We start from the raw sequence: 25,965 nt of genomic DNA on the forward strand, positions 1-25,965 counted from the left end.
GGCAATCCGTAAGAGGTTCTTTGTTGTGGTTACAGTTGGATGTCCTTACAGGCTAATATCCTTCGCAGGACGGTCTTCATGGCCTTTCATTCCGAACGGCCACCAGTTGCCCCGTCCGAACATCCGCACCATCACTGGTACGAAGAATGGCAGGAAGACCAGGGCATACAGCGCTAGGCCCGCCAGTACGACCGTGGCGATCTGCATCATCGAGAGTACGCCCGAAGGGATCATCGAGGCGAAGGTTCCGCCCAGGATGACGACCGCCGAGAGGATGACGGTACCCATCGTCCGCATCGCGTGGAGAATGGCTTCGCGCACTTCCCACGTCTTGTTCTCGTTGAAGCGCGCCATCAGGAAGATGCTGTAGTCGACGCCGAGCGCAATCAGCATAACAAAGCTGAAGAACGGTGTCGTCCAAGTAATCCCGGAGTAGCCGAGCAGATGGACGAAGATGGCTTCCGTGACGCCAAGCGCGCTGTAGTAGGTTACGACCAGCGACAAAATCAGGTAGACCGGCATTACGACCGAACGCAGCAGCACGACGAGGATGATGAAGATCCCGCCGAGCATCAGAATAACGGTCCGCGTGTAGTCTTCGTTCGAGATCGTCTGCAAATCATGGTACGTGCTGGTTACCCCGCTGATGGCAATATCCGCGTTCTCCAGCTTGGTGCCGGCCACGGCGCGGTCCAGCGCCGCTTCGATATCCCCCATGCTGTCGATCGCTTTCGCGCTGTACGGATTTTCGGCGAAGACGATGTCCATCGTCATCACTTTGCGGTCCGTTGACAGGTAGGTGTCGAATATCGTCTGCATCGACTCGTTCTGCAGCGCTTCATCCGGTACAAAGAAGCCGCTGAGTTCATCGTCTTTAGTACCCTGAAGCTGGTTCAGATAATCCTGCGCGGAAGCGAGCCCGCCGGTAATCTGTTTCAGGCCGTCGGCGCTGGCGCTGAGGCCATCGGTCAACTGTCCGAGCTGGCCGCTCAGCTGGCCAAACCCGTCGGCAAGCTGCTGCTGGCCGCCCTGCAGCTGGTCTAACCCGCCGGAGATCGCCGGAATTTTATCGACGATCTGGCCTTGCCCGTCGGCTGCCTGGTCCAGTCCGGCCTGCAGCTGCCCGATGCCTGCGGTCAGCTTCGCCAGTCCTTCGGCCAGCGCCGCCTGCCCGGCCGCCGCTTTGGCGTAGCCGCTGTTGGCTTCGCCAAGCCCCGCGGCCGCGCCTTTCAGCTGGCCGGAGATTTGCCCGAGGCCGGCGGCAAGCTGCGCCGCGCCGGTGCCGGACTGGGTGACGGTTCCCTTGATGGTCTGGTAATCGGCATCCTGAAGCAATTCAGGATGGCTCGATTCCAGACCGCTGAACGAACCGTTCAGTCCGGTCAGGGCATCGGCGACGCCCTTCAGCTGCGTCTGGACGCCCGCGAGGCCGCCGTCCAGCGCGCCCAGCCCGTCGCCGATTTTCTTGTAGCCGGCGAGCAGCGAATCGTTCGCCGCCGCCAGCTGCTTGGCGCTGGCCGCCGCCTGCGACAGGCCGGCTTTGATCTCGCCGGCACCGGCGGACCCGCTGCGGATGCCGGCTTCGATCCGGCCAAGGCCGCCGGCCAGGGCGTCGATGCCTTTTTTCAAATCAGCCGTGCCTTGCGTCAGCTTCGTGCTGCCGGATGCCGCTTCAGCCAGTTTCGGTTCGTTATCCTTCAGCTGCTTGCTGGCATCCTCCAGCCCGGTTTGGATTTTGGTCAATCCTTCGCTGCTTTGATCCAGGCCGCTTGACAGCGTCGCCACCTGCTTCGGCACGAGGAAATCCTCGATCAGGTCGCCGGTCGGACGGGACATGCCGCGCACCGCCTTGACGCCCTCCACCTTTTCCAGCTCGCGGGCAATTTTCTCGGACAAGCCGATATATTCGGAAGAGTCCATTTTGTCGTCGTTTTTGATGACGATTTTTCCCGGCATCGATTCGCCCGGCCCGAAGCTTTCCGAAATGATGTTGAACCCTTTGACCGAAGCGTAATCCGACCCGATTTCATCCAGGCTGTTGAAAGACAGCTTGCCGCTGTACGTCAGCAGGAACGGCGCAACGATAACGGCAACGATCAGCAAGGCAGCCCAAGGGCGTTTCAGCGAGAACGAGCCCGCCGTACCCCAAATCCGGCTTTCGCTGTGGCCCAGCGCCGCTTTGGACGGCCAGAACATCTTTTTGCCCAGAACGGCCATAAAAAACGGTACAATCGTGACGAGCGCGAGCAGCATAACGGCAATGCCGACGGCCACCGCCACCGCGGAACGGAACAACATGAACTTCGACAGACCGATCGCCACAAACCCGACGAATACGGCAAGGCTGGAGTAGAATACGGTGCCGCCCGCTTTGCGGTAAGTCGAAACGATGGCCGAACGCGTATCCTCCGCTTCCGCCAGCTCCTCTTTAAACCGGCTGATCAGCAGGATGCAGTAATCGGTCCCGATCCCGAACATGACGGCAACCATAAAGATTTGGGTAAAGGTCGACAGCGGGAAGTCAAACCGGTCCACCAGAAATGCCACGATCGACTGCGAGACAATGTAGCTGATGCCCACGGTCAAGAGCGGCACGAACGGCGCCACGAACGAACGGAACACCACGAACAGTATCAGCAAAATAAAGACAACGGTGATGTATTCCGATTTCTTCAGCCCGGCTTCCGAGCTGACAATGGTATCTTCGGTGATCAGATTCTCGCTGGTCAGATAATGGTCGGCGGAGACATCTTTCAATAGCTTGTCGACTTTATCCGGCAGCTCCTTGACGTTGCCCTCCCCGTCTTTGACGGACAATGCCGCCATAATCGTGTTGCCGTCTTTGGCAATCAAGGTATCTTTCAGCGCTTCCTGCGAAAAAGGATCGGTGATCGAATCGATCTGCAGCGCGTCTTTATTGGCCGCAAGCGTCTCGATCCCCTTCTTGATGCTGTCCTTGTCGGCATCCGACAGCCCTTCCGGCTTGTTGAACACCAGCGCGACCTGGTGGACGACCGCTCCGCCCTTGGCGTCGGCAACCTCTTTCATAATTTCCGATGCCCGCGATGACGAATAGCCGTCCGGCACGTTAATCTGCCCTTTTTCCCGGACCAGCTCGCCAAATTTCGGCGCCGTCAGCACGAGCAGGACCGCTGCCGCCACCCATACGGCAATCAAGGCCCATCTAAATTTCAGTATGGTTTTCAATTGCTCTTCCCTCCACTCTCTTGCATTAACGATGCCAGCTTCTCGAACATGGTGATAAATTTCTCGATATCCTCATCCTCAAATTCGGACAGATAAGGCGAAATGACCTCCATGACCTCTTTCTCCGACACGTCGAACACTTGTCTCCCCGCCTCGGTCAGCGTCAAATACACCTGCCGCCGGTCCTCCTCGTCGCGCGTCCGATCGATTAATCCGGCTTCAACCAAACGGTTGATAATGGCGGTAATCGAGCTTTTGCCGACGGAGATGACATCCGCCAGGTACGTGGACGTACACTGGATTTGACCGTGGATCAAACGAAGGATCGTAAACTGGTCGTTCGTCAGTCCTTCGGGAATCCGCTCCTTGATCCGGGCGGCAATCTGCCGGGTCACGATCACATAAGCATCGAGGTACCTTCGGATCCAGCCTTTCGTCTCTTCTTTCAATCCGCTCACCTTCTTGATGTAATTAGTTTCACAGTAGAACTATTCGACAGTAAAACTATATGGCGGAGCGCCCAAAAAGTCAACCCGCTTTCTAGGCGTTTATAAAGGTTCAGCCGGCTCCGGCAAAATAAAAAAACAGACTGCCCGCAGCAGTCTGTTCTGACATATTCATTTCTAAGCTGCCCCATGCCGTTTGTAGGCCCGCACCGCAAAGAGATAAGCTACGAGCAAGATTCCGGTGCACCACGCAAGCGCGGCCCAGATGTCATTGCCCACCGGCTGTTCGGACAGCAAGGCGCGAATCGTCTCCACAATTGAGGTCACGGGCTGATGTTCGGCAAAAACGCGGACAACGGTCGGCATCGAACCGGTCGGCACAAACGCCGAGCTGATGAAGGGCAGAAAGATTAATGGGTAGGAAAAAGCGCTGGCGCCTTCCATCGTTTTGGCTGATAATCCGGCAATGGCCGCCACCCAGGTCAACGCCAGCGTAAACAGCACAAGGATACCGGCTACGGCAAGCCAGGACAATACCCCGGCCGACGAACGAAAGCCCATCATTAGCGCTACCAGGAGGATGACGACAATCGAAAGGACGTTGGATACCACCGAAGTCAGCACATGCCCCCACAACACGGCGGAGCGCGCAATCGGCATCGAGTGGAACCTCTCAATGATACCCCGCTGCTTATCCATGAACAGGCGATATGCGACATAGGCCACGCCGCTGGCAATCGCCATCAGCAGGATGCCCGGCAGCAGGTAGTTCACATAGTTATCCGTACCCGTTTCAATGGCCCCGCCGAACACATAGACGAACAGCAGCATCATGGCAATCGGAGTAATACAGACCGTTAGGATAGTGTCCATACTCCGGAAAATATGGCGCATAGAACGGCCAAGCATCACGCCCATGTCGCTGAAAAAATGATTTTTAGCTGTATCCATACGTTAGATAACCTCCTTTTTGCCGATGATGGCGAGGAAGATCTCCTCGAGCGTCGGCTGTTTTTCAACATACTCAACCCTAGCGGTTGGAAAAAGCTTTTTCAGTTCCGCCAGTGTGCCGCTTGCGATAATCCTTCCTTCATGCAGAATGGCGATCCGGTCGGCGAGCTGTTCAGCTTCTTCTAAATACTGCGTGGTCAGGAATACCGTCGTGCCGGCTTCGGCAAGCTCCTTCACAATTTTCCAAACCTCGATCCTTGCCTCGGGGTCCAGCCCGGTGGTTGGCTCGTCGAGGAAAATGATCTGCGGTTTCCCGACCAGGCTTAAAGCGATGTCGAGCCTGCGGCGCATGCCGCCCGAATATGTGGACGGCTTACGGTCGGCGGCATCCGTTAACCCGAAGCGTTTCAGCAAATCGTCCGCTACCTGACGCGGATGATCGAGATGCCGAAGCTTGGCGATCATAATCAGATTCTCCCGACCGGTCAAAATTTCGTCCACGGCGGCAAACTGGCCGGTCAGACTGATCGCATGCCGCACGTTCTCCGGTTTGGAGACGACATCAAAGCCGTTGACGGTTGCGGTGCCGGCGTCCAGTTTGAGCAGCGTAGTAAGAATTCGGACCATCGTCGTCTTGCCCGCGCCATTGGAGCCAAGCAGGGCGAAAATTTCGCCCCGGTTCACTTCAAGATCGACACCCTTCAGAACTTCCGTGGTTTTGAAGGATTTACGCAGGTTCCGCACTTCGATTGCTTTTTCCATCCCATATTCCTCCCCTTACTTTAATTTATCCGTAGCCTTTTGAATGGCCTTGTTCACTTCACGGTTCACGGAATCCTGATAGAGGTCAGCGTACGTTTTTGAATCTTTGATTAATTCATCGCTGAACGCTGCAACGTCATTGCCCGTCACTTCAAGTACGCCTTTTCCAGACGCTGCTCCTTCTTCAAACAGATCGACGATCCCCGAGAGCAGCCCCGTTCCCTCAGTCAATTCTACTGGGCCAACCTTAAACAGATACTTTTGGATCTCTTTGTACACGATCTGATAATCCTGCGGGAGCGCTTTGACGCGGGCCACATGAGCCTTCCACTCTTTTTTGCCTTCGATGATATCGCGAATGTTCATTGAATCCCCCTCCTATTTGCCTAATTTTTTGGCGACATTGCTGTTGAGCTGCTCGCGCCATTTGTCGCGGTAGGATTTAGCCCCTTCTTCTCCGGCCAGCGCGGAACAGAAACCTTTGATATCGCCCCCCAGAACCTCTTGTACGCTCTGACCGTCCGCCGCCGTTTCTTCCAGCAGGCCAAGCACGCCGTCAAGAATGGGCATCAGATTACGGCCGGTGAAATCGGAGTGGCCCCAAAGATTCGTCTGGATCTCTTTCCATGCGGTTTGATATTCGGCCGGCAGTTGTTTGGCGCGGGCTTCAAATGCTTTGAATTGTTTCGTCATGTCGCTGCCGGTGATTTTTTCCCAAAAATTCATTCTTTCTCCTCCTTCAATTCGTTCATTTTCGAGGATACGAACTCCCACTTTTCCCAGAACCTCCGCAGCTCCTCGCGCCCCGCGTCGTTGATCGAAAAAAACTTTCGCGGCGGTCCCATTTCGGAAGGCTTCTTGGTGATTTCCACCAGTTTGTTTTTTTCAAGCCGGATCAGGATGGTATATACCGTTCCTTCCACGACATCCGTGAAGCCGAGGGCATTCAGCCGCCGCGTGATTTCGTAACCGTAGGTATCGTTGCGGCTAATAATTTCAAGGACACTGCCCTCCAGCACACCTTTGAGCATTTCCGTTAAATTTTCCAGCGTAATCACCCTTTGCTATTCTGTATGACTGGTATCAAGTGTTACTTACTACTGCTATAAAGTATCACGTAGTAGCTGATTTGTCAACGGCGTTTGCCGTATTTTTTCTTATTTGTTTACCGCAATCCTTTGAATGCTTTGATGCAGGACCGCAGCTGTCTTCGCATCCCGGGACGCAAACAAGCCGCCCCCTGCCAAACGGCAAAGGACGGCTTGTGATGTGATCTCATTATTCTTCTTCCGATTCGTCCACCTCGTACACGCAACGGAAGGTTTCAATGCCTGCGGCATTCGCTCCGAGGCTGTATACCATAAACCCCAGACTGCGGTAAAAATCGGCCCCGATCTCGTCCTCGGTCTCCGCCAGCACATAGCGCGGTTCCCGGGCGGACAGCAGCTCCAAAATCATCCCGCGGGCATACCCCTTGCCCCGGTTCTCCGGCAGTACCGCAATATGGCGCAGCACCAGCGAGCCGTCCTCCGTCTCCTCGAACCCGGTCAGTCCGACCACCAGACCGTCCTCTTCCCAGCCGGCTAGCTGCAGAGCGCTTTGGTCGCGGTATTCAACCCGCGCGCGTTCAAGCTCCTGCGGATCGTCGATTACGGCATAACCGAGCAGCTCGGCAATCTCCGGGTCGTCCAGTTTGTTTTTCAGATCAATCAACATGCTGAATTTCCTCCCCTATGCTTCCGTTATTCGGCTTCCACGATTTCGATGCTGCCGTCCTTTTTGCCGATGATGGCCAGGGAAGCGATGCCGATAAACAAACCATGCTCGACGACGCCGGGGATTCGCTGCAGCGACGCTGCCAGCTCCGGAGCCGACTCTATCGCCCCAAAATGGCAATCGGCAATGTAGTTTCCGTTGTCGGTCCGGTACAGCTCTTCCCCGCTGCGGCGCAGCTCCGGCTTGCAGCCAAGCTTGGCCAGGGCAGCCACTGTCCATTCCCAGGCAAACGGCACGATCTCCACCGGCAGCGGGAACTTGCCCAGCGTGTCCACCGCTTTGTTCTCGTCGGCGATGACGATCATCCGCCCGCTGCCCATAGCCACAATCTTCTCGCGCAGCAGCGCGCCGCCGCCGCCTTTGATCAGCTGCAGCTTGCCGTCCAGCTCGTCGGCCCCGTCGATCGTCAGGTCCAGCCGGTCGATGTCGCCGAACGCGACCAGCGGAATGCCCAGCGCCCGCGCCTGGTCCTCGGAGGCTTGCGAAGTGGCGACCGCCGTAATGCGCAGCCCGTCCTTCACGCGTTCGCCGATTTTATTGATCGCGTAATACGCCGTCGAACCGGTGCCGAGACCGACTTTCATGCCGTCCTGGACGTATTCTACCGCTTTTTCGGCCGCCAACTGCTTTACATTGATGCTCATTTTGAACCCTCCACATGATCCGTTATAATGGTTTTTAATGAAATTATGGCGCTGTCGCGCCTTGAACCCTTGAATACAGGAGGCTGATCTTCCAATGAGAACCGAACAGCAAATTCAGTCCAAGATCAACGAACTTACCCTGCAGAAAAAAAATCTCGAAGCCCGCCTGACGCAGCTTCCTGGGGACCATCCGCAGCGCGAATCCCTCCTTGCCCAGCATTTGCGGCTCGAAGACATGATCCTCATGCTCGAATGGGTGCTGGACGCCCCGACCGGCAGTTATCATCTTTAGCGCTGCGGGTCACCGGGGTACCGGCCCAGTTCAGCTTCGTACAAAGCCGCGTTATCCGGCTCGAAGCAGACGAACTCGATCCGCTTCAGGGTCATGAAGGCATCGCCCCGCTCCTGTACATAACGGACAGTCGTTGCCACCGCGATCTCGCAGGCCAGCGTTTTCGGAAAATTGTAAATGCCTGTGCTGATATTCGGAAAAGCCACGCTTTGCGCGCCATGCATAATGGCCAGCTCCAGGCTGCTGACGTAACACTTAGCGAGAATGTCTTTCTCGCCCGCGTTTCCGCCTTTCCAGATCGGCCCGACGGTATGTACGATACCCTGCAGCGGCAGCTGCCCGGCGGTCGTAAACGCGGCTTCGCCCGGGAGGCAGCCGCCCTGCTTTTGCCGGATGACCGCACATTCCTCGGCAATCTGCGGCCCGCCGGCACGGTGGATGGCCCCATCGACGCCTCCGCCCCCGTAGAGCCCTGAATTGGACGCGTTTACAATGATGTCGCCCTTCCATTTGGTGATATCGCCAAGGGATGAAGCAATTTCGGCATTACGAATTTTGATCTGCATACCGGACTTCCTCCTTTGCCGCCGCCTCCAGCCGGGCGACCAGTTCTTTTTCGCCTCTCCGCGTATCCTTCGGTTTATAAGTCATGTAGCTCAGCGTTCTCCCAGACATCGCGGTCTTACGGATGCTGTGCACCATATACCGCTGCGCATCGGCCAGCGCCAGCTCGCCCGTTCCCGCAGGTACGCGGCATAACGCCACCGTTTCCGGGGGAGCGCCATCCTTAAAGGAACCGTTCTCAGGCGCATCCTGCAGGCTGTATTCAAACAGCGGCGTTGCCTCGGGCCGTTCGCCCGTGTCGGCAAAAGATTCGTAAAAAACGGTATAGGCGCGTTTTCCGGTTGGGCCCGACTGCTCGGCAGCTTCCCGTTCGGCAATCAACCTGCTGTTCTGATAAGCGAGCAATCCGGCTGCAAACAGCAGGAATACCACGACGCTTCCAATACTGACCAACAAAATCGGCTCACCTCATCTTATACCCGGAATGGTCTTTGCCGATTCTATATTATCATGTCCATGACGCGGCGGAAACGCCGTTTTAAAAAGTTATTTTGAAATATTCAGATTAACAGTTGAAACTTTTTGGGGCATGACTCATAATGAGGTTGTACATTTGGCTATTCAATCCATAGGAAATCAAGGAGGACTGAAGAGGACATGAAATTTTTCTTGGATACCGGAAATATTGAAGAGATCAAACGGATTACCCGTCTCGGCCTGGTGGACGGCGTTACGACCAACCCATCGCTGATTGCCAAAGAAGGCCGGCTCTTTAAGGATGTCATCAAAGAAATCGTTGAAATTGTTCCCGGACCGGTCAGCGCAGAAGTCATCGGCCTTAAAACCGAAGAAATGCTGAAAGAAGCTCTTGAAATCGCCGAATGGGCACCGAACGTCGTGATCAAGCTGCCGATGACCGAAGACGGTCTCGAAGCCTGCTATGAATTGACGAAAAAAGGGATCAAAACCAATGTTACGCTGATTTTCTCCGCCGCCCAGGGCCTGATGGCCGCCAAAGCCGGCGCAACGTACATCAGTCCGTTCGTCGGACGCCTCGACGACATCGGCGTGGACGGCATGAAGCTGATCAAGGATTTGAAGACGATCCTGACCAACTACGGCTTGAAATCCGAAATCATCGCCGCCAGCATCCGCAGCATTGCCCATGTGGAACAAGCGGCTATTGCCGGCGCGCATATCGCGACCATTCCGGGCTCCCTGCTGCCTAGCCTGTGGAAACATCCGCTCACGGACAACGGAATTGCCCGTTTCCTGAAGGATTGGGAATCCGTACCGAAAGCTTAACCGTATACGGGCTGCCATATACAGACCCATGCCCTTTTCCGCTCCGGCGGGGAGGGCTTTTTTGTTGTGCCGCAAAAAAAACACTAGGGCTGCAGCGATATAGTGCGGTTCGCGGTTCACAGTTCACGATTCACGATCCGCGGTTCCAGCCGCAGCATTGACGCATTTAGTTGTCTTAGATATAATTGTTATGACAACTAATTTGGCAAGGAGTTTTGAACATGGCTTATCCTTCCCCCCAGCAAATGCTCGGCTTCCTGCTCGGCATGACGTACCGGCGCATCTCCGCCGGATTTGCCAAAGCACTGAAGCCCTACGACATCACCCCTGAACAATGGTCCGTCCTGCTCATCGTTACCGGCCATGAAGGCGTCAACCAGAAGGAAATCGCCGCCGCTGCCGCCAAAGACCAGCCGACTACCGCACGTATTATCGAGCAGCTTCAGCGCAAGCAGTTTATTACCAAATGCGTCAGCCCGGCCGACCGCCGCGCTTTTTTGCTGTATGCCACCGATGCCGGCAAAACGCTGATCGCGGACACGCTGGCGCTCGAAGCGAATAATATCGAAGTCGCCGTAGCCGGACTGAGCGCTGAACAGCAAAACGATATGCTGCAAATGCTCCTGCAGATGAACCGCAACATAGAACTCACACATCCGGAAAAGGAGAACTGAACTTGAACGATTACGAAGAACGCTTATGGACCAAGTCCTTTATCCTCTTGACCTTCTGTAACCTTATGCTGTTTACCGGGTTGCAGATGACGCTCTCGACACTCCCCGCTTATGCAAAAGACCATTTTGGTGCCTCGCCTCTGCAAATCAGCCTCGTCACCAGCCTGTTTGCGCTCAGCGCCATCGTCTCCCGCTTATTTGCCGGTAAAGCAATGGAACGCGGCGGCCGCAATTTACTGATCTACGGCGGCCTGGTCACCACCGTTGCCGCCATTGCTGGCTATGCTTTCGCCGGCAGCATGCTGGCCTTTCTGCTGCTGCGCATGCTCTTTGGCATCGGCTTCGGCATGGCCAGCACGGCGTTTCCGACCATGGCCTCGGACATTATCCCGCTGCGCCGCATGGGCGAAGGCATGGGCTATTTCGGCCTGTCCACCAGCCTGGCGATGTCCGCCGGTCCGCTCATGGGCCTCAGCCTGCTGGACGGTCCCGGCTTTGGTTCGCTGCTGCTCGCCGCAGGGATCGCCCTTGCGCTCATCGTGCCGCTTAGCCTGCGGTTGACAAGCCGCAAGCCGGTAGGCGCCCGTACCGCCTTGCGGCACGAGGACCCCGAGCCGCAGGAAACCGGCGGCATCCTGCGCAAGCTGGCGCTGCCCAGCCTGCTGAACTTCCTGATGTCGCTCTCCTACGGCGGGCTGCTCGGCTTTATGGCGCTGTTCGGCCAGGAAGCGCATCTCAGCCATGTGGCGTTGTTCTTCCTGTTCAACGCCGCAGCCGTCGTCATCGTCCGGCCATTGTCGGGACGCATTTACGACCGGTACGGACCGGCGGCGATCATCGCCCCCGGCAGCCTGTTTATCATCGGCGGTCTTGTACTGCTATCCTTTGCCACCTCAAGCGCCGGATTATTCCCGGCGGCGTTGTGCTACGGCATCGGCTTCGGCTCCATGCAGCCTGCCCTGCAGACCTGGATGATCCAGAGCGTTGCTCCGCGCCAGCGCGGCACGGCCACCGGGCTGTTCTTCAACTCGCTGGATCTCGGTGTCGCGATCGGTACGATGATTCTCGGCGCCATCGCCCAGCAAACCGGCTATGCCGGTATGTACCGCTTGTCGGCGCTGGCGCCCCTGCTCTTGCTGCTCTCCTTCGTTGCGGCGCAGGTGGCAGGCCGCAACCGAACAAACGCGGACGCAAACCACAAAGTGCTGGGGCAATAAACGCATTCATTACGAAACGCTGCCATGCAAAAAGCCGGGCTGCTTCCTCCGCCTTATGGAGGATCGCAGCCCGGCTTTTTCACTTTCGTTATTACTCCGCTCGCGCGCCAGCACCTACCGTCTGCCGGGCATCCTGCAGAAAAGCATTCGGCTGCCCCAGGCTGTAGATATGCAGCAGATGCATCGCCCGCGTGCAGGCCGTATAAAACAGCTTGCGCTCATGCTCCCTGCCGTAGCGCTCCGCCGAGCCGTCGTAAATGATAACGGCATCGAACTCGACGCCTTTCGCCAGATAGGCCGGCAGCACCAGCGTGCCTTTCTGGAAGTTCGGCGTTTCCTTGGTCACCAGCCGTACCGGCAGGCTGTCTTTCAGCTTTCCGTAGACCGCAGCGCTTTCTTCGGCGGTTTTGCAGATGACCGCAACATAATTGTAGCCGGCGGCATGAATGTCTCTAACATCCTGCTTGACGGCTTCAAGCAGATCCGTTTCGCAGTTGACGACCGTCAGCGACGGCGCCTCGCCGCGGCGGTTGAACGGTACGATATGTTCTCCCCCCGGGATCATCGCCTTCGTGTATTCCACGATTTCGTACGTGGAGCGATAGCTGCGGGTTAGCGAAATGACCTCGGTATTCTCCTCGCCGTAAATGCTGACCAGCCCGGACAATTCGCCGAGTACTTCGCCCTGGGCGAAAATCGCCTGGTTTAAATCGCCCAGCACCGTTATTTTGGCCCGCGGGAACAGCCGCCGGATAAACTCGAGCTGGAACGGCGAATAATCCTGCACTTCGTCGATAATGACATGCCGGATCCGCGTATTGGTGCGGAAGCCCTGGCTCAGCTCCTTCAAATACAGGAACGGCGTTGCATCCTCGTAGCTCATGCCGCCCTCCGACAGCGTCTCCAGCGTCTGCCGGCAGATGCCTGCCCACGCTTCAGGCAATTTGGCGCCCTCGTTTAAACGTTCCAGCAGCTCACGGTCCTGGAACAGCCGGCAGTACATGCCCGGCACATCGACAAACCGGCCGCGCTTGATCCAGCTGCGCAGCGGCTTCAGCCGCTGGCTGACGACATATCGCGCCAGCATGCTCTTCTCCGCCTCGAAATCGTCGAAGCTATCGTCATGTGCGCCTCCCTTGCGGCGCACCGCCTGATACGCGCGCTGGTAATCGCTGGTGTCGAGCAGCTCGATCTGCTCTTCCACCCATGCGCTGTCGCGCTCTTCCGCCGCAAACGCCGCGATGCGCTTGAGCAGCCACCCGGTCATCAGCTCGATCCGGTTGGCCAGCTTGATGTTCGCGTCATAGCCGTAGAATTGCCGCTCCATTTCGTCGCGGCTTACGATTGCCCGCCCCTGGAACATCAGCGGCTTGAACCTCATGCCTTCATGCTCTAGCAAAGACGCATACCGGCGGATGCAGTTCAGAAACTGAACCGAGGATTTATACGAAATGCCCTCCCGGCGAAGCGTCGCCTCCGGACTGTCCGGCGTGTTCAGCAGCATTTCCGCCTGGCTGAATACATCCTCGAGCTGGAATTCCTGGCTGAGCCGGTGCTCGAGATACATTTGGAAGGTCGTCTGCTGCATGTTGTCTTCGCCAAGCTCCGGAAGCACTGTCGAGACATAGCTGTTGAACAGCGGGTTCGGCGAAAATAACAGCATTTGATCGGCCTCAAGCACGCTGCGGTATTTATACAGCAGATACGCGACGCGCTGCAGGGCCGCCGAGGTTTTGCCGCTGCCCGCGGCCCCTTGCACAACCAGCATACGGCTTCTGTCATTACGGATGACCGCATTCTGTTCTTTCTGGATCGTAGCGACGATTGATTTCATCTTGTCGTCCGCGCTGTGGCTGAGCACCTGCTGCAGCAGCTCGTCCCCGATCGTCATTCCGGTATCGAACATCACTTCGATTTGGCCGTCCTCGATCACGAATTGCCGTTTCAGCTCCATCCTGCCAGAGACCGTGCCCCCGGGCGTCTCGTAGGCGGCCGGGCCTGGCGCGCCGTCGTAATAGAGGCTGGAGATCGGTGCCCGCCAGTCGTAGATCAGGAAGGTGCCGTCGTCGTCCATCAGCGAGCCGATGCCGAGATAGATTTGTTCGGCCGCCGTATTCGGGTCCTCCGCAAAATCGATCCGCCCGAAATAGGGGGAATCGATCAGCTTGCGGTATTTTTTCAACGCTTTGCTTGACTGCAAGTGATGCCGTTCGCGTTCGTTCAATATTTGCGACTGCTGCCGCAAGCTGGTCGACGTCTCTCCCAGATCGTCCGGGCTGCTGAAATTGACGGTAACTTCATCCCAGAAATCCTTACGCATATCCACCACATCCGTGCGGTGCATCCCCAATTCCTCCGACAAACGCCGGATATGGGCGGCAAGCAGCTTCGTAATGCCGTTCACGCGGTTCTGTTCGGCTTGCCACAGATTGTCCTGCTTCTCCACTGCAATTCATCCCCTTCAAAAGGTTGACATCAAACTCCTTACGTGGTATAATTACCGTTGAGGAGTTGCGTTTTTATGAACGTGATTATCTCATATTTTTTTATTGTAGCAATTTTTGCTATCCTTTTCAAGGTGATTTCGCTCGTTCCACATATGTTGCCGGTCCTAAGGGACCGGCTTTTTTATGTTATGTTCGCTGTCCGGCCGCCGTTGTCCTTGTCCACTTCCGGCTTATTCTTTTTCCTCGCCGGTTTGCCGGTGAATTTGGTCCGCGACCTTGTCCAGACGTTCGAGCTGGTAACCGTAATCATAGATGGCGGCAGCCACGATGGATAAGCGGAGCTGCCCCGCTTTCTCCGCATCATACCGGCGGATCGCTGTTTCAAGAAAGCGGTCGTTCTGCAGGCTGATCGGATCCGCATCCACGACGCCAGGCTTTAATTTGTCCTCGAATTTCAGCAAGATCGACTCATGATATTTGATCAGCTGCTCCAGATGGCCGTCAAACAACCGGTCGGTGTACTCGCTTCGCTCGGCCTGGAAATAGTGGCGGTCGATCGCTTCCAGCACTTCAGCCCCCTTTTGCAGGGAAGCCAGCAGATTTTTATAAACAACCATTTTACGGGTTTCACTGTATTTCGCCCGCTTTAGCTTCTTTTGCTCCTCTTCGAACAAGGCATATTTGTCGGCCAAGGCGCGGATCGAACCCTCGAGCGCGTTTTTTTGGTCGCGGAACACATTTTCCTTCATTTCATCCGATACCGCGGTGCGCAGCAGCAATGAAAGGCTCGAAAACACCTTTTCGATCTGCTGGATGTATTGTTTATGCGGCTTCGGCGGAAGGACAGTCAGGTTAATGACGAATGCGGAGGCAATGCCCGTGAGCGTCAGCAGGTATCGCGTCAGCGCGAACTCCCACTGGCCGGACGCCTCCATCACCGAAATCACCGTAACCAACGACAGGCCGATCGTGTCTGCGCGCTTGATTTTCATGCTGATCATGATGACCAGAATACATACCAGCCCGACCGCGATCGGTTCATTGGAAAGCAGCCTGCCGCCGAGCAGGGCCAAAACCGCACCGAGCGTACTGGTCAGCGTCTGGTCCAGAAAATACCGCCAGGACCTGTAGATCGAGGGCTGCATGGCGAAGATGGCCGCGATGGCCGCGCCAACCGGTGACGAAAATTTCAATAACATGGATAAATACAGGGCAAGCGTCACCGCCAGCCCGGTTTTAAGAATGCGGGCGCCAAAGGCCACGGGATTTCCCTCCTTCTAAAGTGATCTGGCGCGAAGAGGCCCGTTTACAAGCACTTTATGTATAACTTTGGGCATTTAGGCCAATTTATAAGAATTGCATATGTTTTTATTACCCATGAAGCCGGCTGGCGAATTTTAGTATGCCTTAAGCCCGCTTTCAGGATTCTTTCAGCTTTCGGGGAATACTGGGTACGGCACTGCCAAGTTCCTGAAAAGGAGGTGAATGATATGAAACGTTGCCTTCAAACGGCCGCCGCTTTGGCAGCGGCCGCGATGATCGCACTCGTGCCGGCTCCGCACTCCGCGTCCGCCGCACCCGGCGACTTGTCCACGGCGGCGCCGGATTCCGCGGATGCAGGCACAGCAAAACCGCATCCCCGTCACGGGCACGGCGGCTTCCGCACCGGCGGGCCTTTCATCTTCAATGAATCGGCCAAGCTGTTCGGGCTGAGCCGCGATGAGCTTGCCGCCAGTTTGAAAAGCGGAAAAACGCTCTACCAGCTGGCCAAAGAGAAAAAGGGCTGGAGCGAAGACGATTACATCCAGAAACTGAGCGAGGTGGCTAGCGCCAAGCTGGACGAATCGGTGAAGAGCGGCAAACTGACGGCAGATGAAGTCAGCAAGCTGAAAGCCGGACTCCCGGCCCTCATTAAGCTGAGCATCAGCCATGCCGAGCAGTTCCACACGAAAAAACCGGCCGGGGTCAACTATCTCAAGCAGAACGAATCCTGATCCTCGCATGTCTTTACCTTGAACGGATATCCCCTTACGTGAAGCGGGATGTCCGTTTTTTCGGCTCAGCCTAACGTCTCCCCGCTCCGCTTCGTCTGCTGCGGTAGGCTTCAAACAGGCCGATCGAGAGCATCAGCCAAGCGCCGCTGGCGGCATATCCGCCGATTACGTCGCTGGGATAATGTACGCCCAGATAAATCCGGCTCCATCCGATGCCGGCGGTCATCGCCACCGCAAAGGCAGCCAGCACAAACCTCTCCCGGCGGTTGCGCATGTGACGCCACAGCAGGTAAGCCAGCCCGCCATACAGCGAAAAAGCCGCCATCGAGTGGCCGCTCGGAAAGCTGTAGCCGATTTCTTCGATGATGCGGTGAATATCGGGCCGCTCGCGATGGAACCAAGCTTTAATCAGCTTGTTCAGGAGGAGCGAACCGATGGAAACCCACAGAAAGAATACCAGCTCCATCCGGTGCTTCAGGAAAAAAAACAGCACGGCCATAGCGGCTAGCGAAATGCCGATGGCCAGTTTGGTGGACCCGACCAGCGATAGACCTTTGGCCAGGGCAGTCAGGCGATCCGATTCCGCGCTCTGAACGAACGAGATGACCGATTCATCGAATGCGCTCACCCGGCCCGACAACACATACAATGCAATTGCTGCAAAGAACAACAAAAAAAGAACGAACAGGCGGAAGCCTCTGGCTCCCCCATGATAATTGTACATATAATCCCCCTCGGTGGTATAATCGCTGTGAGTAGACTAACTAAAAATGGAGTGCTGCCATTGTGGACGGACTGAAACTGCAGGAGCGTTTGTTAAACCAATGCATTGCAGGCAAAATGCCTGTAACGATTTTCACGACCAACGGGGTTAAGATGCAGGGACTTGTGACCTCCTATGACGCTTATACAATCACCTTGCAGGGTCAAGGCGACGGCAAGCAGAACGTACTGTTCAAGTCCGCGGTTTCGACCGTAGTCCCGCTGAAGCCGGTCTCATTGAAGTAGCAGCGGGGCTCCTCGCTGCATGGCAACAAAATCGAAGGAACACCGGGATGCCTGTCCGGTGTTCCTTCATTTATTATTTACACCGCTATTTATTTTACTCCAGTCCGAACACGGCCGGTTTTACGCATACCGGCTTCGATTGCTCGGCCGTATGGCCGGTGAACGTAAGTTTTCCGCTTTTACGGTCCACTGCAAAGACGACCAGATTATTGCCGTCCCGGTTGGCGACGATCAGGAAAGCCCCGCCGGGCAGCAAGGCAAAGTGCCGGGGATGGCCGCCGCGCGTTTTTACATGCTCGACAAGCGTTAGTTTTGCCATTTCGGCATCGACGGCAAAGACAACGATGCTGTCGTCCCCGCGGTTGCTGCCGTAAATATAGCGGCCGTCTTCGGAGATCGCGATTTCGGCGCAGGCGTTATTCTCGGCCGAAACGCCCTCCGGCAAAGTCGATACGGTAGCGACGGTTTCGAGCATGCCTTCCTCCGCATGATAACGGAACGAAGTAATCGAACATTCGATTTCATTAATAACATAGGCCGAGCGGCCGTCCGGATGGAAGATAAAATGCCGCGGTCCCGCGCCCGGGTGCAGCTTCGTGTCACGGACAACCTCCAGCTTCCGGGCTTCCTTATCAATCCGGTACGTACGGATCAGGTCGAGTCCCAGATCGGATACGAACACATACCGCTCGTCCGGGCTGTAAATCGCCGAATGCGGATGCGGACGATCCTGCTGTGGCGTTGCGCCGGCTCCGTTATGTACGGCGGTATCGGCAAGCTTCTCCGGTCTGCCCTCGGCATCCAGGGTCAGCAGGCCGACTTTTCCCCCATGGTAGCTGCTCACGAGCAGGAACTCGCTTGCCTTGTCCCGGTTGATATGGCAGGTGGTCGTTTGGCCTTTGCCCTCCGCCGGCATCGTCGGGATGCGGTTCAGCTCCGCCAGCGTTCCTTCCCTCACATCAATGGCGTATGCCGCCACCTCCCCGGCTTTGCCGCCTTCGCCGTTCGGCTGTTCTCCGATGGCATACAGCCGCTTGTGGTCCGGATCCACATTCACGAACGTCGGGTTGGTGATTCCCCCGATCCCGCTCAATTTGTCTAGCCGGCCTCCCGCTTCGGGATCAAAGGCATACACCTGCACACCGTTTTCCCCTGCCGCTGCGTAAGAACCCGTAAAGATCAGCAGTCTGGACTGTTCACTCATCGTTTGTCTCCTCCTCTGTACGTTAAGCCGTCTTTATAATTTACAATTTTTAAACGTCTATGACAAATCCTACGAAAAAAAGGACACAAAACATTTTAAAAATTAGACTTTTCAAGAATAATCCAATGTGCTATAATGAAAGCGCTAACATTGAGTTTATTTTCAATTTAAAGGGGGAACATGAATGAGCAGCCTGCTGGAAGCCAGAAATGTGTACGAGGACTTCGAGGTGGATACGGACATTCTGTTCTTTAAGGTCGGAGACCATGATTTGGTCATTTTTCACGGCAGAAACTACAACATTAAAAAGAGAATGTCTGCCGAGCAGCTTGGACGCCTGTTGTCAAATTCCAATTACTATCATGTGTACGGAGGTTGCTACGTCAATCTTAACAAGATCAGCACCATCGAGGACGACTGCATCTACTTTGGTGAAAAAGGCCACTATGCCAAAAATGTTCGCGTTCCGCGCCGGAAACAGGAAAACATCCGCCTTTTGCTTCAAGGCTTGCGATCCTGATACCGCCGTACCCCTGTATTTTCCCGAAAAGCCGAAAGCGCGTGGAGAATCCATGACGCTTCGGTTTTTTTATTTGCGGAAAAGTTCATTATTAAATAATTCTTAAAAAGTTCAGGCGGTTTTTTTATTCATTCTTAAGGTTTGGAATCCTGTTTTCTGGTAAAGTTGTAGAAAGACAGGCATCACCTATATTGAAGGGAGTCATTACTTATAATGGACAAGAAAGATCTGAACGGCAACGAAGAGCTTGAGAACATCACGGAACCGGAAGTTACCTCTTCCGAAGCGACCGAAGCTGAAGTAACCCATCCGGATGCGGAGGTTATTGCCTCCGAAACCGAAACTGAACCGGTAAACCTTGAACCGGCTGAAGCTGCTCCTGCTGCTGTGACTGCGGAAGAAAGCGTTCCCGTAATGAATAAAGTCGGCGCCGGCGCCCCTACTCCTCCTTCTGCTCCGAAAAGCGGAAAAGGCTGGATGGCCGCTTCCATCGTTCTCGCTGCCGCGCTTGTTGTGGTGCTGATTGTTCAGCCGTTCCAAAAGAACGACAGCAAAACGGCCGTAGCAACGGTAAACGGCTCAAAAATTACGAAGGAACAGCTTTACGATAAACTGGTTGAAGCCGGCGGCGAAACGACGCTCGACAACCTGATTACAACGACGCTCGTGGATCAGGAAGCCGAAAAAGCAGGCGTAACCGTGACGGACGCCGACATCAATCAGGAGATTGAAGATTTGAAAACTCAATTCGGCGGCGAAGAAGCGCTGAACAATGCACTGTCGCAAAGCTCGATGACCATGGACGACCTGAAGGCGCAAATGCCGCTGCAGGTGAAAATCCGTAAAATTCTCGAACCAAAAGTGGTCTCGACCATTACAGATGACGATATCAAGAAATATTATGACGACAACAAAGCTACTTTCAATCAGGAGGAAGAAGTTCGCGCTTCCCACATCCTCGTTCAAACTAAGGAAGAAGCCGATGCGATTCTCAAGCAACTGAAAGACGGCGCTGACTTTGCAACGCTAGCCAAAGAAAAATCCGCCGATACCGGATCGAAAGACAAAGGCGGCGACCTGGACTTCTTCAAACGCGGCGACATGGTTGCCGAGTTCTCCGATGCGGCATTCAAGCTGAAAGTCGGCGAAACGAGCGGCGCGGTCAAAACCGAATACGGCTACCATATCATCAAGGTAACCGACCGCAAGGATGCGCATGAATATACGCTTGACGAGAAGAAAGACGATATCAAGAAAACCTTGATCAGCCAAAAGGTGTCCGAAATGTCGACGACCTGGATGAGCGATCTCAAAACCAACTCCAAAATCACCAACACGTTGACGGACAAGCCTGAAGCTTCCGCAGCGGCTTCCGATGCTCCGGCGGCTTCCGCAGAACCAACGGCTTCCGAAGCTCCGGCAACAAAATAAACATCTCACCCGCATCAATTATAAAAACTCCTCCCGGCATGGCTGCAGTGCAGCCATTGCCGGGAGGAGTTTTTTTCAATGAAATCCGTTAGCTGTTATGAAGTCTTTGATTTGTTATAAATGTCGAAGCCTACAGCAAGCAGCAGCACCAGCCCTTTAATGCCCTGCTGCCAATCGACGCCGAGGCCGACGAGCGACATCCCGTTGTTCATGACCCCCATAACCAGGCCGCCGATGATGGCGCCCACTACGGTGCCGATGCCCCCCGAAGCCGAAGCGCCGCCGATAAAGCAGGCCGCAATGGCATCCAGCTCGAAGTTCGTGCCGGCTTTCGGCGTAGCCGAGTTGAGACGCGCGGCGAACACCAGACCGGACAAGGCGGCAAGCACGCCCATGTTGACGAATACCCAGAAGGTTACCCGCTTCGTTTTGACGCCGGAGAGGCCTGCCGCCTTCTCGTTGCCGCCCAGTGCGTAAATATGCCGGCCCATCGTCATATGGTTCATCACAAAGGAGTAAATGACAATCAGGACCATCAGGATGACCAGAATGTTCGGAATCCCGTTATATTGCGCAAGCACATAGGTAAACAGGTTGATGACGATGATCAAAGCGGCAACTTTGCCGATCGACAGCCAGCGGTTCGACTGTTCGAAGCCGTATTTCACCGATGTTCTGCGGGCTCTGATCTCCTGATAAATCACGAGCAGCGATAAAACGATGCCGACGACGAGCGTGAGCACGTTCAGCGAACTGCTGCCGGCGAAGTCCGGAAGAAAACCGGAGCTGATCTTCTGGAACGATTTCGGAAACGGTGCAATGGATTGTCCATTGAGCACGATCATCGTCAACCCGCGGAACAGCAGCATCCCGGCCAGGGTAACGATAAACGCGGGGATTTTGATATAAGCGACCCAGAATCCCTGCCAGGCACCGACCAGCGCGCCCATCAGCAGCGAAAGAATGACGGCCAATACCGGATTCATATGCATATCGACCATCATGATCGCGGACAGCGCGCCGATGAAGGCGGCAACCGAACCGACGGAAAGATCGATATGCCCGGTGATGATGACCAGCACCATCCCGATGGCGAGTACCAGAATATAGCTGTTTTGCAGGATCAGGTTCGTGACGTTCAGCGGCTTGAGCAAAATGCCGTCTGTCATGAACTGAAAGAAAATCGAAATGACGATCAAGGCGACGATCATGCCGTATTGGCGGATGTTCTTTTTAAAAATCGTGCTTATGGCTCCCATTGGTGTTACCCCCTGCTTCTTGTCATGTATTTCATCAGCAGCTCCTGCGTTGCATCCTGCCGCTCGACTTCGCCGGTAATCCGGCCTTCGCACATCGTATAAATCCGGTCGCACATCCCCAGAATTTCCGGCAGCTCGGACGAGATCATCAGTACGCCCCGACCTTCCGCAGCCAGTTTGTTGATGATTGAATAAATCTCGTATTTGGCGCCGACGTCGATCCCCCGCGTCGGTTCATCGAGGATCAGAATGTCGGGCTGGGCATAAATCCACTTGCTGAGTACCACTTTCTGCTGGTTACCGCCGCTGAGGTTAACGGTTTTTTGCAGAATGCTCGGCGTCTTGATGTTCAGCTTCTTGCGGTACTCTTCGGCCACGAGCACTTCTTCGTTCTCGTTGATGACACCCCTGCGGGACAGCTTCTTCAGATTGCTCAGCGAAATGTTGCGTTTAATGTCGTCGATCAGGACCAAGCCGTATTGCTTGCGGTCCTCGGTGACATAAGCCAGTCCGCTTTCGATCGCTTTGTTGATGTCGCTGACGTCAACCGCTTTGCCGTGAATGTATACCTTGCCGCTGATGCGTTTGCCGTAGGACTTGCCGAATACGCTCATCGCCAGCTCCGTCCGGCCCGCGCCCATGAGTCCGGCAATGCCGACCACCTCGCCGCGGCGGATATGAAGATTGATTTGGTCCAGCATTTTGCGGTCTTGCTGCGTCGGGTGATACACTTCCCAGTCCTTTAGCTCGAAAATCGTCTCGCCCAGCTCCGGCGTCCGCTCCGGATAGCGGTTTGTGAGGTCCCGGCCGACCATGCCTTTGATAATGACGTCTTCGGTAACGGCGTCGAGCTTCATATCCAGCGTTTTGATCGTCTGTCCGTCCCGAAGGATCGTGACCGAATCCGCAACCTTTTCGATTTCGTTCAATTTATGTGAAATGATAATCGAAGCAATGCCCCGTTTCTTTAGTTCCAGGATCAGAGCAAGCAGGTTTTCGCTATCATCCTCATTCAGCGCCGCCGTCGGTTCGTCGAGAATGAGCAGCTTGACTTCCTTAGAGAGCGCTTTGGCGATCTCCACGAGCTGCTGTTTGCCGACGCCGATGCTTGAGACCCCCGTCAGGGGCGATTCCTTCAGGCCGACCGTCTCCAGCAATTCCTTCGTTCTCACTGTCGTTTCGTTCCAGTTGATAACCCCGCGCGAAGCCCGTTCGTTGCCCAGAAAAATATTCTCCGCTATCGACAGATACGGAATCAGCGCCAGCTCCTGATGGATGATGACGATGCCGAGCCGCTCGCTGTCTTTAACGTCCTTGAACTGACATACCTCGCCGTTGAATAAAATATCCCCTTCGTACGTGCCGTGCGGGTATACGCCGCTGAGCACCTTCATCAGCGTCGATTTGCCCGCTCCGTTCTCGCCGCACAGGGCGTGGATTTCTCCCGCCTTGACCTTGAGATTGACATTGGACAGCGCCTTGACGCCCGGGAATGTTTTCGTAATGTTTTTCATCTCCAAAATCGCGTCGCTCACTTTATTCACTCCCTGCTCTCCTTGGTCCGTTTGCAGCGAAGGGGAGGCGGCAATCCTCAATCGGACCGCCGCCTCCGGCCGCATTATTCGCCAAGCTGATCTTTGGTATAGTAGCCGCCGTCTACCAGCACCTTGTCGACATTGGTGGCATCCACCGATACCGGCTCCAGCAGGTAGGAAGGCACGACTTTCACGCCGTTGTCATACGTGGTGGTGTCATTGACTTCCGCTTCGGTGCCTTTCAGCACGCTTTCGGTCATTTGCACCGCTTTTTTCGCCAGCTCGCGGGTATCTTTAAAGACAGTTTGCGTTTGCTCGCCGGCCAGGATCGATTTCACGGAAGCGAGCTCGGCGTCCTGTCCGGTCACGATCGGCAGCTTCTTGTCGCCGGAACCGTAGCCAACGCCTTTGAGGGATGAAAGGATACCGATACTGATGCCGTCATAAGGAGACAAGACTGCATCCAGATTCTCGTTGGCATAGTTAGCACTTAAGAGGTTATCCATCCGCGACTGTGCGGTTGCGCCGTCCCAGCGCAGCGTTGCCACTTGTTCCATCGTGGTTTGCTTGCTGCGCACGACCAGCTTGCCGGAATCGATATAAGGCTTCAGGATCGACATCGCGCCGTCGAAGAAGAAATACGCGTTGTTGTCGTCCGGGGAACCGCCGAACAATTCGATGTTGAACGGGCCTTTGCCGTCCTTCAGGCCCAGCTTCTCTTCGATGTACGAGCCTTGCAGCACGCCTACCTTAAAGTTGTCAAAGGTTGCGTAATAATCGACATATTCGCTTTTCTTGATCAGGCGGTCGTAGGCAATGACTTTTACGCCGGCGTCATGCGCCTTTTGCAGCACATCCGTCAAAGCTTCGCCATCGATGGAAGCGATAACAAGTGCTTTCGCGCCTTTGGTAATCATGTTCTCGATCTGCGAAACCTGGTTCTCCACCACGTCTTCCGCATATTGCAGGTCGGTATCGTAGCCCAGCGCTTTGAATTCTTTCACCATGTTGTTGCCGTCGTTCACCCAGCGTTCCGACGATTTGGTCGGCATCGCGATGCCCACCTTGCCGTTTGCGCCTTTCGAGTTGCCGCCGTTGCCGTTGCTGCTGCCCGAATTCGTGTTGTTGCCGCAAGCGGCGATCAGAAGCATGAATGCCAGTGTTAACATGAGTAGCGGAAATTTCTTCATCCCTGCGTTACCCCCTGTAGGTTCTTATGTGGCGAGCGGCTCTCCCGTTCGACAAATTGAGTATAGCAAGCGGCCCCGTCTGCCGTATTTACACTCAAACTACTCTTTTTATAAAAATCGAACCTTTTTAGATAGCGCTTACATAAATGGGCGAAGTTAAATAAGCCGCTGCACGGAAGGCAGCGGCTTGAGAATTTCGGTGCGGACTCTATTTCGCGAAATGCAGCGAGGCGGACCAAGGAACTTGGCGAGGAGCGAGCACGACCGGAAGAAAGTTGAAGAAGCCTGAAAAACGGCTGAGACCCTCACTCGCTCTCGGCTCCGGCCGAAGCTGCTTCCGGCTGGGCGCCTTTGCGGAACTGCAGCGGCGAAACGCCGGTCTGCTTCTTAAAGGCCGTGCTGAAATAGTGCTGGGTCTCGTACCCTACCTGCTCGGCGATTTCGGCGATGCTCTGCTCCGTGGCGTGCAGCAGCTGCGCCGCTTTGCGGATGCGCAGCTGTGTCAGATACGTGCCGAAGGCTTCGCCGAGCTCCTGTTTGAACAGCCGGCTGAGATAGACCGGTGATGCCTGCAGAGTCGCGGCCATGGACTCCAGCGTCAGCTCGCAGTCGCCGTAATGCTCCTGCGCATATTGCTTCGCCCGGCGCACGAGCGGCGACAGCGGCTGCTCCTTCGCCAGCGCGACCCGGCATTTACGGTAGGCTTCGCCAAGCTCCGTGAGCGGCCCGGCGACCGGCTGCGACTCCAGCTCTACGCCGATTTTAAGGTTGCTGCGCACGGCTGCCTCAATGCCCGCCAGCGCCCGTTCTCCGCCGGCATCCCACAGCAGAATGACGATCAGCCCCGCGGTATCGCGGAAAATCACCTTGGGATAAGGCTCCAGCAGTTCGCCGCAAATATTCTCGATGGCGAACAGAAACAGCTGCCGCTCCTTCTCCATCGAAGCGGGCTGCAGGCTTTCGCCCCTCCAGCGGACGATGGCGAGCAGCTCCGGGCGCTCCTGCGGCAGATGCAGAAATTGCAGCTGCTCGCGGATCTCCTCCCCGCTGAGATTCCCGTCCAGCCATTCCTGGCAGAACCGCTCGCGCAGCAAAGGGAAGTTCTTCAGAATCTGCCGGGACGCCTGCTGCAGATGCTGGCTTTTCCGGCGCTCCGCCTCCAGCTCGTCCCGGACCGTCCGAAGCACCTGGTGCAGCTGCTGCGGGTCGGCGGGCTTGAGGATATAGTCGTTCACCTGCACACGGATCGACTCCTGGGCATAGGAGAATTCGTCATGCCCGGTGATGACGATGATTTTGCATTCCGGCAGCTGCTCGCGCAGCCGTTTCATCAGCTCGATCCCGTGCATGATCGGCATATTCAGATCAACGAGTGCGATGTGGATGCCATGAGCAAGCGCGAGCTCCAGCGCCTCTTCGCCATCCTCCGCCTCGGCCGCTACCGCAAGGCCGAGCGCCTCCCAATCCACGTTCTGCCGGATGCCGTCGCGGATGATCTCCTCGTCGTCGGCGATCAGCACTTTCCATTTTTCCATGAGT

At 55.6% G+C, this 25,965-nt stretch carries 27 protein-coding genes; 8 read left to right on the plus strand and 19 right to left on the minus strand.

Translation table 11 applies throughout. The features are described from left to right. Positions 1-45: 45 nt before the first annotated feature. From BMW84_RS06100 to rpiA, 9 genes are all read right to left on the minus strand, one after another. Positions 46-3,207 (minus strand): MMPL family transporter, encoded by a 3,162-nt coding sequence (locus BMW84_RS06100; protein WP_091065571.1) that lies wholly within the window; start codon positions 3,205-3,207, stop codon positions 46-48. Then, entirely contained in the window at positions 3,204-3,656 is a 453-nt protein-coding gene (locus BMW84_RS06105; RefSeq protein WP_091065573.1) for a MarR family winged helix-turn-helix transcriptional regulator, read from the minus strand. Before BMW84_RS06105 ends, BMW84_RS06100 begins: the two co-directional genes overlap by 4 nt. A 174-nt stretch (positions 3,657-3,830) precedes the next feature. Continuing rightward, on the minus strand, positions 3,831-4,604 hold the full coding sequence (locus tag BMW84_RS06110; protein WP_091065575.1) for an ABC transporter permease: 774 nt from the start codon (positions 4,602-4,604) through the stop codon (positions 3,831-3,833). Between the two features lie 3 nt (positions 4,605-4,607). Continuing rightward, positions 4,608-5,366: an ABC transporter ATP-binding protein gene (locus BMW84_RS06115; RefSeq protein WP_091065578.1), complete on the minus strand. Its 759-nt coding sequence runs from the start codon at positions 5,364-5,366 to the stop codon at positions 4,608-4,610. Positions 5,367-5,381: 15 nt separating this feature from the next. Continuing rightward, the gene (locus tag BMW84_RS06120) at positions 5,382-5,732 is read right to left on the minus strand and encodes a DUF1048 domain-containing protein (protein ID WP_091065581.1); all 351 of its coding nucleotides are present in this window, start codon (positions 5,730-5,732) and stop codon (positions 5,382-5,384) included. Between the two features lie 12 nt (positions 5,733-5,744). After that, positions 5,745-6,092, minus strand: a complete 348-nt coding sequence (locus BMW84_RS06125) for a DUF1048 domain-containing protein (RefSeq protein ID WP_091065583.1) — start codon at positions 6,090-6,092, stop codon at positions 5,745-5,747. Beyond that, positions 6,089-6,397 carry a PadR family transcriptional regulator gene (locus BMW84_RS06130; RefSeq protein WP_091068113.1) on the minus strand — a complete coding sequence of 103 codons (309 nt, stop codon included), beginning with the start codon at positions 6,395-6,397 and terminating at the stop codon, positions 6,089-6,091. The genes BMW84_RS06125 and BMW84_RS06130 overlap by 4 nt, the downstream gene beginning before the upstream one ends. A gap of 247 nt (positions 6,398-6,644) precedes the next feature. After that, positions 6,645-7,082 (minus strand): GNAT family N-acetyltransferase, encoded by a 438-nt coding sequence (locus BMW84_RS06135; protein ID WP_091065585.1) that lies wholly within the window; start codon positions 7,080-7,082, stop codon positions 6,645-6,647. Between the two features lie 26 nt (positions 7,083-7,108). Continuing rightward, positions 7,109-7,780: a ribose-5-phosphate isomerase RpiA gene (gene rpiA, locus BMW84_RS06140; protein WP_175498759.1), complete on the minus strand. Its 672-nt coding sequence runs from the start codon at positions 7,778-7,780 to the stop codon at positions 7,109-7,111. A gap of 100 nt (positions 7,781-7,880) precedes the next feature. On the opposite strand from rpiA, the gene BMW84_RS06145 reads away from it, so the two are divergent. Further along, positions 7,881-8,078, plus strand: coding sequence for a hypothetical protein (locus BMW84_RS06145; RefSeq protein WP_091065590.1), 198 nt, complete (start codon positions 7,881-7,883; stop codon positions 8,076-8,078). Here BMW84_RS06145 and BMW84_RS06150 read toward each other — a convergent pair. Further along, positions 8,075-8,644 (minus strand): macro domain-containing protein, encoded by a 570-nt coding sequence (locus BMW84_RS06150; protein ID WP_091065593.1) that lies wholly within the window; start codon positions 8,642-8,644, stop codon positions 8,075-8,077. The genes BMW84_RS06145 and BMW84_RS06150 overlap by 4 nt on opposite strands. Further along, complete coding sequence (locus tag BMW84_RS06155; protein WP_091065595.1) at positions 8,625-9,098, minus strand: hypothetical protein; 474 nt, start codon at positions 9,096-9,098, stop codon at positions 8,625-8,627. Before BMW84_RS06155 ends, BMW84_RS06150 begins: the two co-directional genes overlap by 20 nt. A 201-nt stretch (positions 9,099-9,299) precedes the next feature. On the opposite strand from BMW84_RS06155, the gene fsa reads away from it, so the two are divergent. The 3 genes from fsa (at position 9,300) to BMW84_RS06170 (ending at position 11,838) form a co-directional block, all read left to right on the plus strand. After that, positions 9,300-9,947 carry a fructose-6-phosphate aldolase gene (gene fsa, locus BMW84_RS06160; protein ID WP_091065597.1) on the plus strand — a complete coding sequence of 216 codons (648 nt, stop codon included), beginning with the start codon at positions 9,300-9,302 and terminating at the stop codon, positions 9,945-9,947. Between the two features lie 221 nt (positions 9,948-10,168). Then, positions 10,169-10,621 carry a MarR family winged helix-turn-helix transcriptional regulator gene (locus BMW84_RS06165; RefSeq protein ID WP_091065600.1) on the plus strand — a complete coding sequence of 151 codons (453 nt, stop codon included), beginning with the start codon at positions 10,169-10,171 and terminating at the stop codon, positions 10,619-10,621. A gap of 2 nt (positions 10,622-10,623) precedes the next feature. Next, complete coding sequence (locus BMW84_RS06170; RefSeq protein WP_091065602.1) at positions 10,624-11,838, plus strand: MFS transporter; 1,215 nt, start codon at positions 10,624-10,626, stop codon at positions 11,836-11,838. Between the two features lie 91 nt (positions 11,839-11,929). Here the strand turns inward: BMW84_RS06170 and helD are convergent, their stop codons facing one another. Both helD and BMW84_RS06180 read right to left on the minus strand, forming a co-directional pair. Then, positions 11,930-14,290 carry an RNA polymerase recycling motor HelD gene (gene helD / locus BMW84_RS06175; protein ID WP_091065605.1) on the minus strand — a complete coding sequence of 787 codons (2,361 nt, stop codon included), beginning with the start codon at positions 14,288-14,290 and terminating at the stop codon, positions 11,930-11,932. Positions 14,291-14,515: 225 nt separating this feature from the next. Beyond that, entirely contained in the window at positions 14,516-15,547 is a 1,032-nt protein-coding gene (locus BMW84_RS06180) for an FUSC family protein (protein ID WP_091065608.1), read from the minus strand. Between the two features lie 228 nt (positions 15,548-15,775). On the opposite strand from BMW84_RS06180, the gene BMW84_RS06185 reads away from it, so the two are divergent. Further along, positions 15,776-16,279 (plus strand): hypothetical protein, encoded by a 504-nt coding sequence (locus BMW84_RS06185; protein ID WP_091065609.1) that lies wholly within the window; start codon positions 15,776-15,778, stop codon positions 16,277-16,279. Positions 16,280-16,349: 70 nt separating this feature from the next. Here the strand turns inward: BMW84_RS06185 and BMW84_RS06190 are convergent, their stop codons facing one another. Continuing rightward, positions 16,350-17,003, minus strand: coding sequence for a phosphatase PAP2 family protein (locus BMW84_RS06190; RefSeq protein WP_091065613.1), 654 nt, complete (start codon positions 17,001-17,003; stop codon positions 16,350-16,352). Positions 17,004-17,065: 62 nt separating this feature from the next. Between BMW84_RS06190 and hfq the strand changes: the two genes are divergently transcribed. Beyond that, positions 17,066-17,287 (plus strand): RNA chaperone Hfq, encoded by a 222-nt coding sequence (hfq, locus tag BMW84_RS06195; RefSeq protein WP_091065615.1) that lies wholly within the window; start codon positions 17,066-17,068, stop codon positions 17,285-17,287. A 94-nt stretch (positions 17,288-17,381) separates the two neighbouring features. Here the strand turns inward: hfq and BMW84_RS06200 are convergent, their stop codons facing one another. Continuing rightward, positions 17,382-18,491, minus strand: coding sequence for a lactonase family protein (locus tag BMW84_RS06200; RefSeq protein WP_091065617.1), 1,110 nt, complete (start codon positions 18,489-18,491; stop codon positions 17,382-17,384). A gap of 184 nt (positions 18,492-18,675) precedes the next feature. Between BMW84_RS06200 and BMW84_RS06205 the strand changes: the two genes are divergently transcribed. Together BMW84_RS06205 and BMW84_RS06210 are read left to right on the plus strand one after the other, a co-directional pair. Then, complete coding sequence (locus tag BMW84_RS06205; protein ID WP_091065620.1) at positions 18,676-19,011, plus strand: hypothetical protein; 336 nt, start codon at positions 18,676-18,678, stop codon at positions 19,009-19,011. A 213-nt stretch (positions 19,012-19,224) separates the two neighbouring features. Further along, positions 19,225-20,442, plus strand: coding sequence for a peptidylprolyl isomerase (locus BMW84_RS06210; protein WP_091065622.1), 1,218 nt, complete (start codon positions 19,225-19,227; stop codon positions 20,440-20,442). A 95-nt stretch (positions 20,443-20,537) separates the two neighbouring features. Here the strand turns inward: BMW84_RS06210 and mmsB are convergent, their stop codons facing one another. The 4 genes from mmsB to BMW84_RS06230 all read right to left on the minus strand — a co-directional run bounded on the left by mmsB (position 20,538) and on the right by BMW84_RS06230 (position 25,961). Then, the gene (gene mmsB, locus BMW84_RS06215; protein WP_091065625.1) at positions 20,538-21,701 is read right to left on the minus strand and encodes a multiple monosaccharide ABC transporter permease; all 1,164 of its coding nucleotides are present in this window, start codon (positions 21,699-21,701) and stop codon (positions 20,538-20,540) included. Positions 21,702-21,706: 5 nt separating this feature from the next. After that, complete coding sequence (gene mmsA / locus BMW84_RS06220) at positions 21,707-23,236, minus strand: multiple monosaccharide ABC transporter ATP-binding protein (protein ID WP_091068115.1); 1,530 nt, start codon at positions 23,234-23,236, stop codon at positions 21,707-21,709. Positions 23,237-23,319: 83 nt separating this feature from the next. Further along, entirely contained in the window at positions 23,320-24,426 is a 1,107-nt protein-coding gene (gene chvE, locus BMW84_RS06225; RefSeq protein WP_091065628.1) for a multiple monosaccharide ABC transporter substrate-binding protein, read from the minus strand. A 305-nt stretch (positions 24,427-24,731) separates the two neighbouring features. Further along, positions 24,732-25,961 (minus strand): response regulator, encoded by a 1,230-nt coding sequence (locus BMW84_RS06230; RefSeq protein WP_091065630.1) that lies wholly within the window; start codon positions 25,959-25,961, stop codon positions 24,732-24,734. Positions 25,962-25,965: the final 4 nt, after the last annotated feature.

Source organism: Paenibacillus sp. NFR01, from assembly GCF_900111565.1.
In the GTDB taxonomy this organism is placed as follows: Bacteria; Bacillota; Bacilli; order Paenibacillales; family Paenibacillaceae; genus Paenibacillus_AQ.

Coding starts and splice junctions, on each gene's coding strand:
- BMW84_RS06190 (WP_091065613.1), bottom strand. CDS start 17,003: ATGTACAATTATCATGGGGGAGCCAGAGGCTTCCGCCTGTTCGTTCTT.
- BMW84_RS06230 (WP_091065630.1), bottom strand. CDS start 25,961: ATGGAAAAATGGAAAGTGCTGATCGCCGACGACGAGGAGATCATCCGC.
- BMW84_RS06135 (WP_091065585.1), bottom strand. CDS start 7,082: ATGTTGATTGATCTGAAAAACAAACTGGACGACCCGGAGATTGCCGAG.
- BMW84_RS06205 (WP_091065620.1), top strand. CDS start 18,676: ATGAGCAGCCTGCTGGAAGCCAGAAATGTGTACGAGGACTTCGAGGTG.
- BMW84_RS06110 (WP_091065575.1), bottom strand. CDS start 4,604: ATGGATACAGCTAAAAATCATTTTTTCAGCGACATGGGCGTGATGCTT.
- BMW84_RS06130 (WP_091068113.1), bottom strand. CDS start 6,397: ATGCTCAAAGGTGTGCTGGAGGGCAGTGTCCTTGAAATTATTAGCCGC.
- BMW84_RS06120 (WP_091065581.1), bottom strand. CDS start 5,732: ATGAACATTCGCGATATCATCGAAGGCAAAAAAGAGTGGAAGGCTCAT.
- BMW84_RS06150 (WP_091065593.1), bottom strand. CDS start 8,644: ATGCAGATCAAAATTCGTAATGCCGAAATTGCTTCATCCCTTGGCGAT.
- BMW84_RS06210 (WP_091065622.1), top strand. CDS start 19,225: ATGGACAAGAAAGATCTGAACGGCAACGAAGAGCTTGAGAACATCACG.
- BMW84_RS06200 (WP_091065617.1), bottom strand. CDS start 18,491: ATGAGTGAACAGTCCAGACTGCTGATCTTTACGGGTTCTTACGCAGCG.
- BMW84_RS06185 (WP_091065609.1), top strand. CDS start 15,776: ATGAAACGTTGCCTTCAAACGGCCGCCGCTTTGGCAGCGGCCGCGATG.
- BMW84_RS06125 (WP_091065583.1), bottom strand. CDS start 6,092: ATGAATTTTTGGGAAAAAATCACCGGCAGCGACATGACGAAACAATTC.
- mmsB (WP_091065625.1), bottom strand. CDS start 21,701: ATGGGAGCCATAAGCACGATTTTTAAAAAGAACATCCGCCAATACGGC.
- fsa (WP_091065597.1), top strand. CDS start 9,300: ATGAAATTTTTCTTGGATACCGGAAATATTGAAGAGATCAAACGGATT.
- BMW84_RS06115 (WP_091065578.1), bottom strand. CDS start 5,366: ATGGAAAAAGCAATCGAAGTGCGGAACCTGCGTAAATCCTTCAAAACC.
- BMW84_RS06145 (WP_091065590.1), top strand. CDS start 7,881: ATGAGAACCGAACAGCAAATTCAGTCCAAGATCAACGAACTTACCCTG.
- chvE (WP_091065628.1), bottom strand. CDS start 24,426: ATGAAGAAATTTCCGCTACTCATGTTAACACTGGCATTCATGCTTCTG.
- BMW84_RS06165 (WP_091065600.1), top strand. CDS start 10,169: ATGGCTTATCCTTCCCCCCAGCAAATGCTCGGCTTCCTGCTCGGCATG.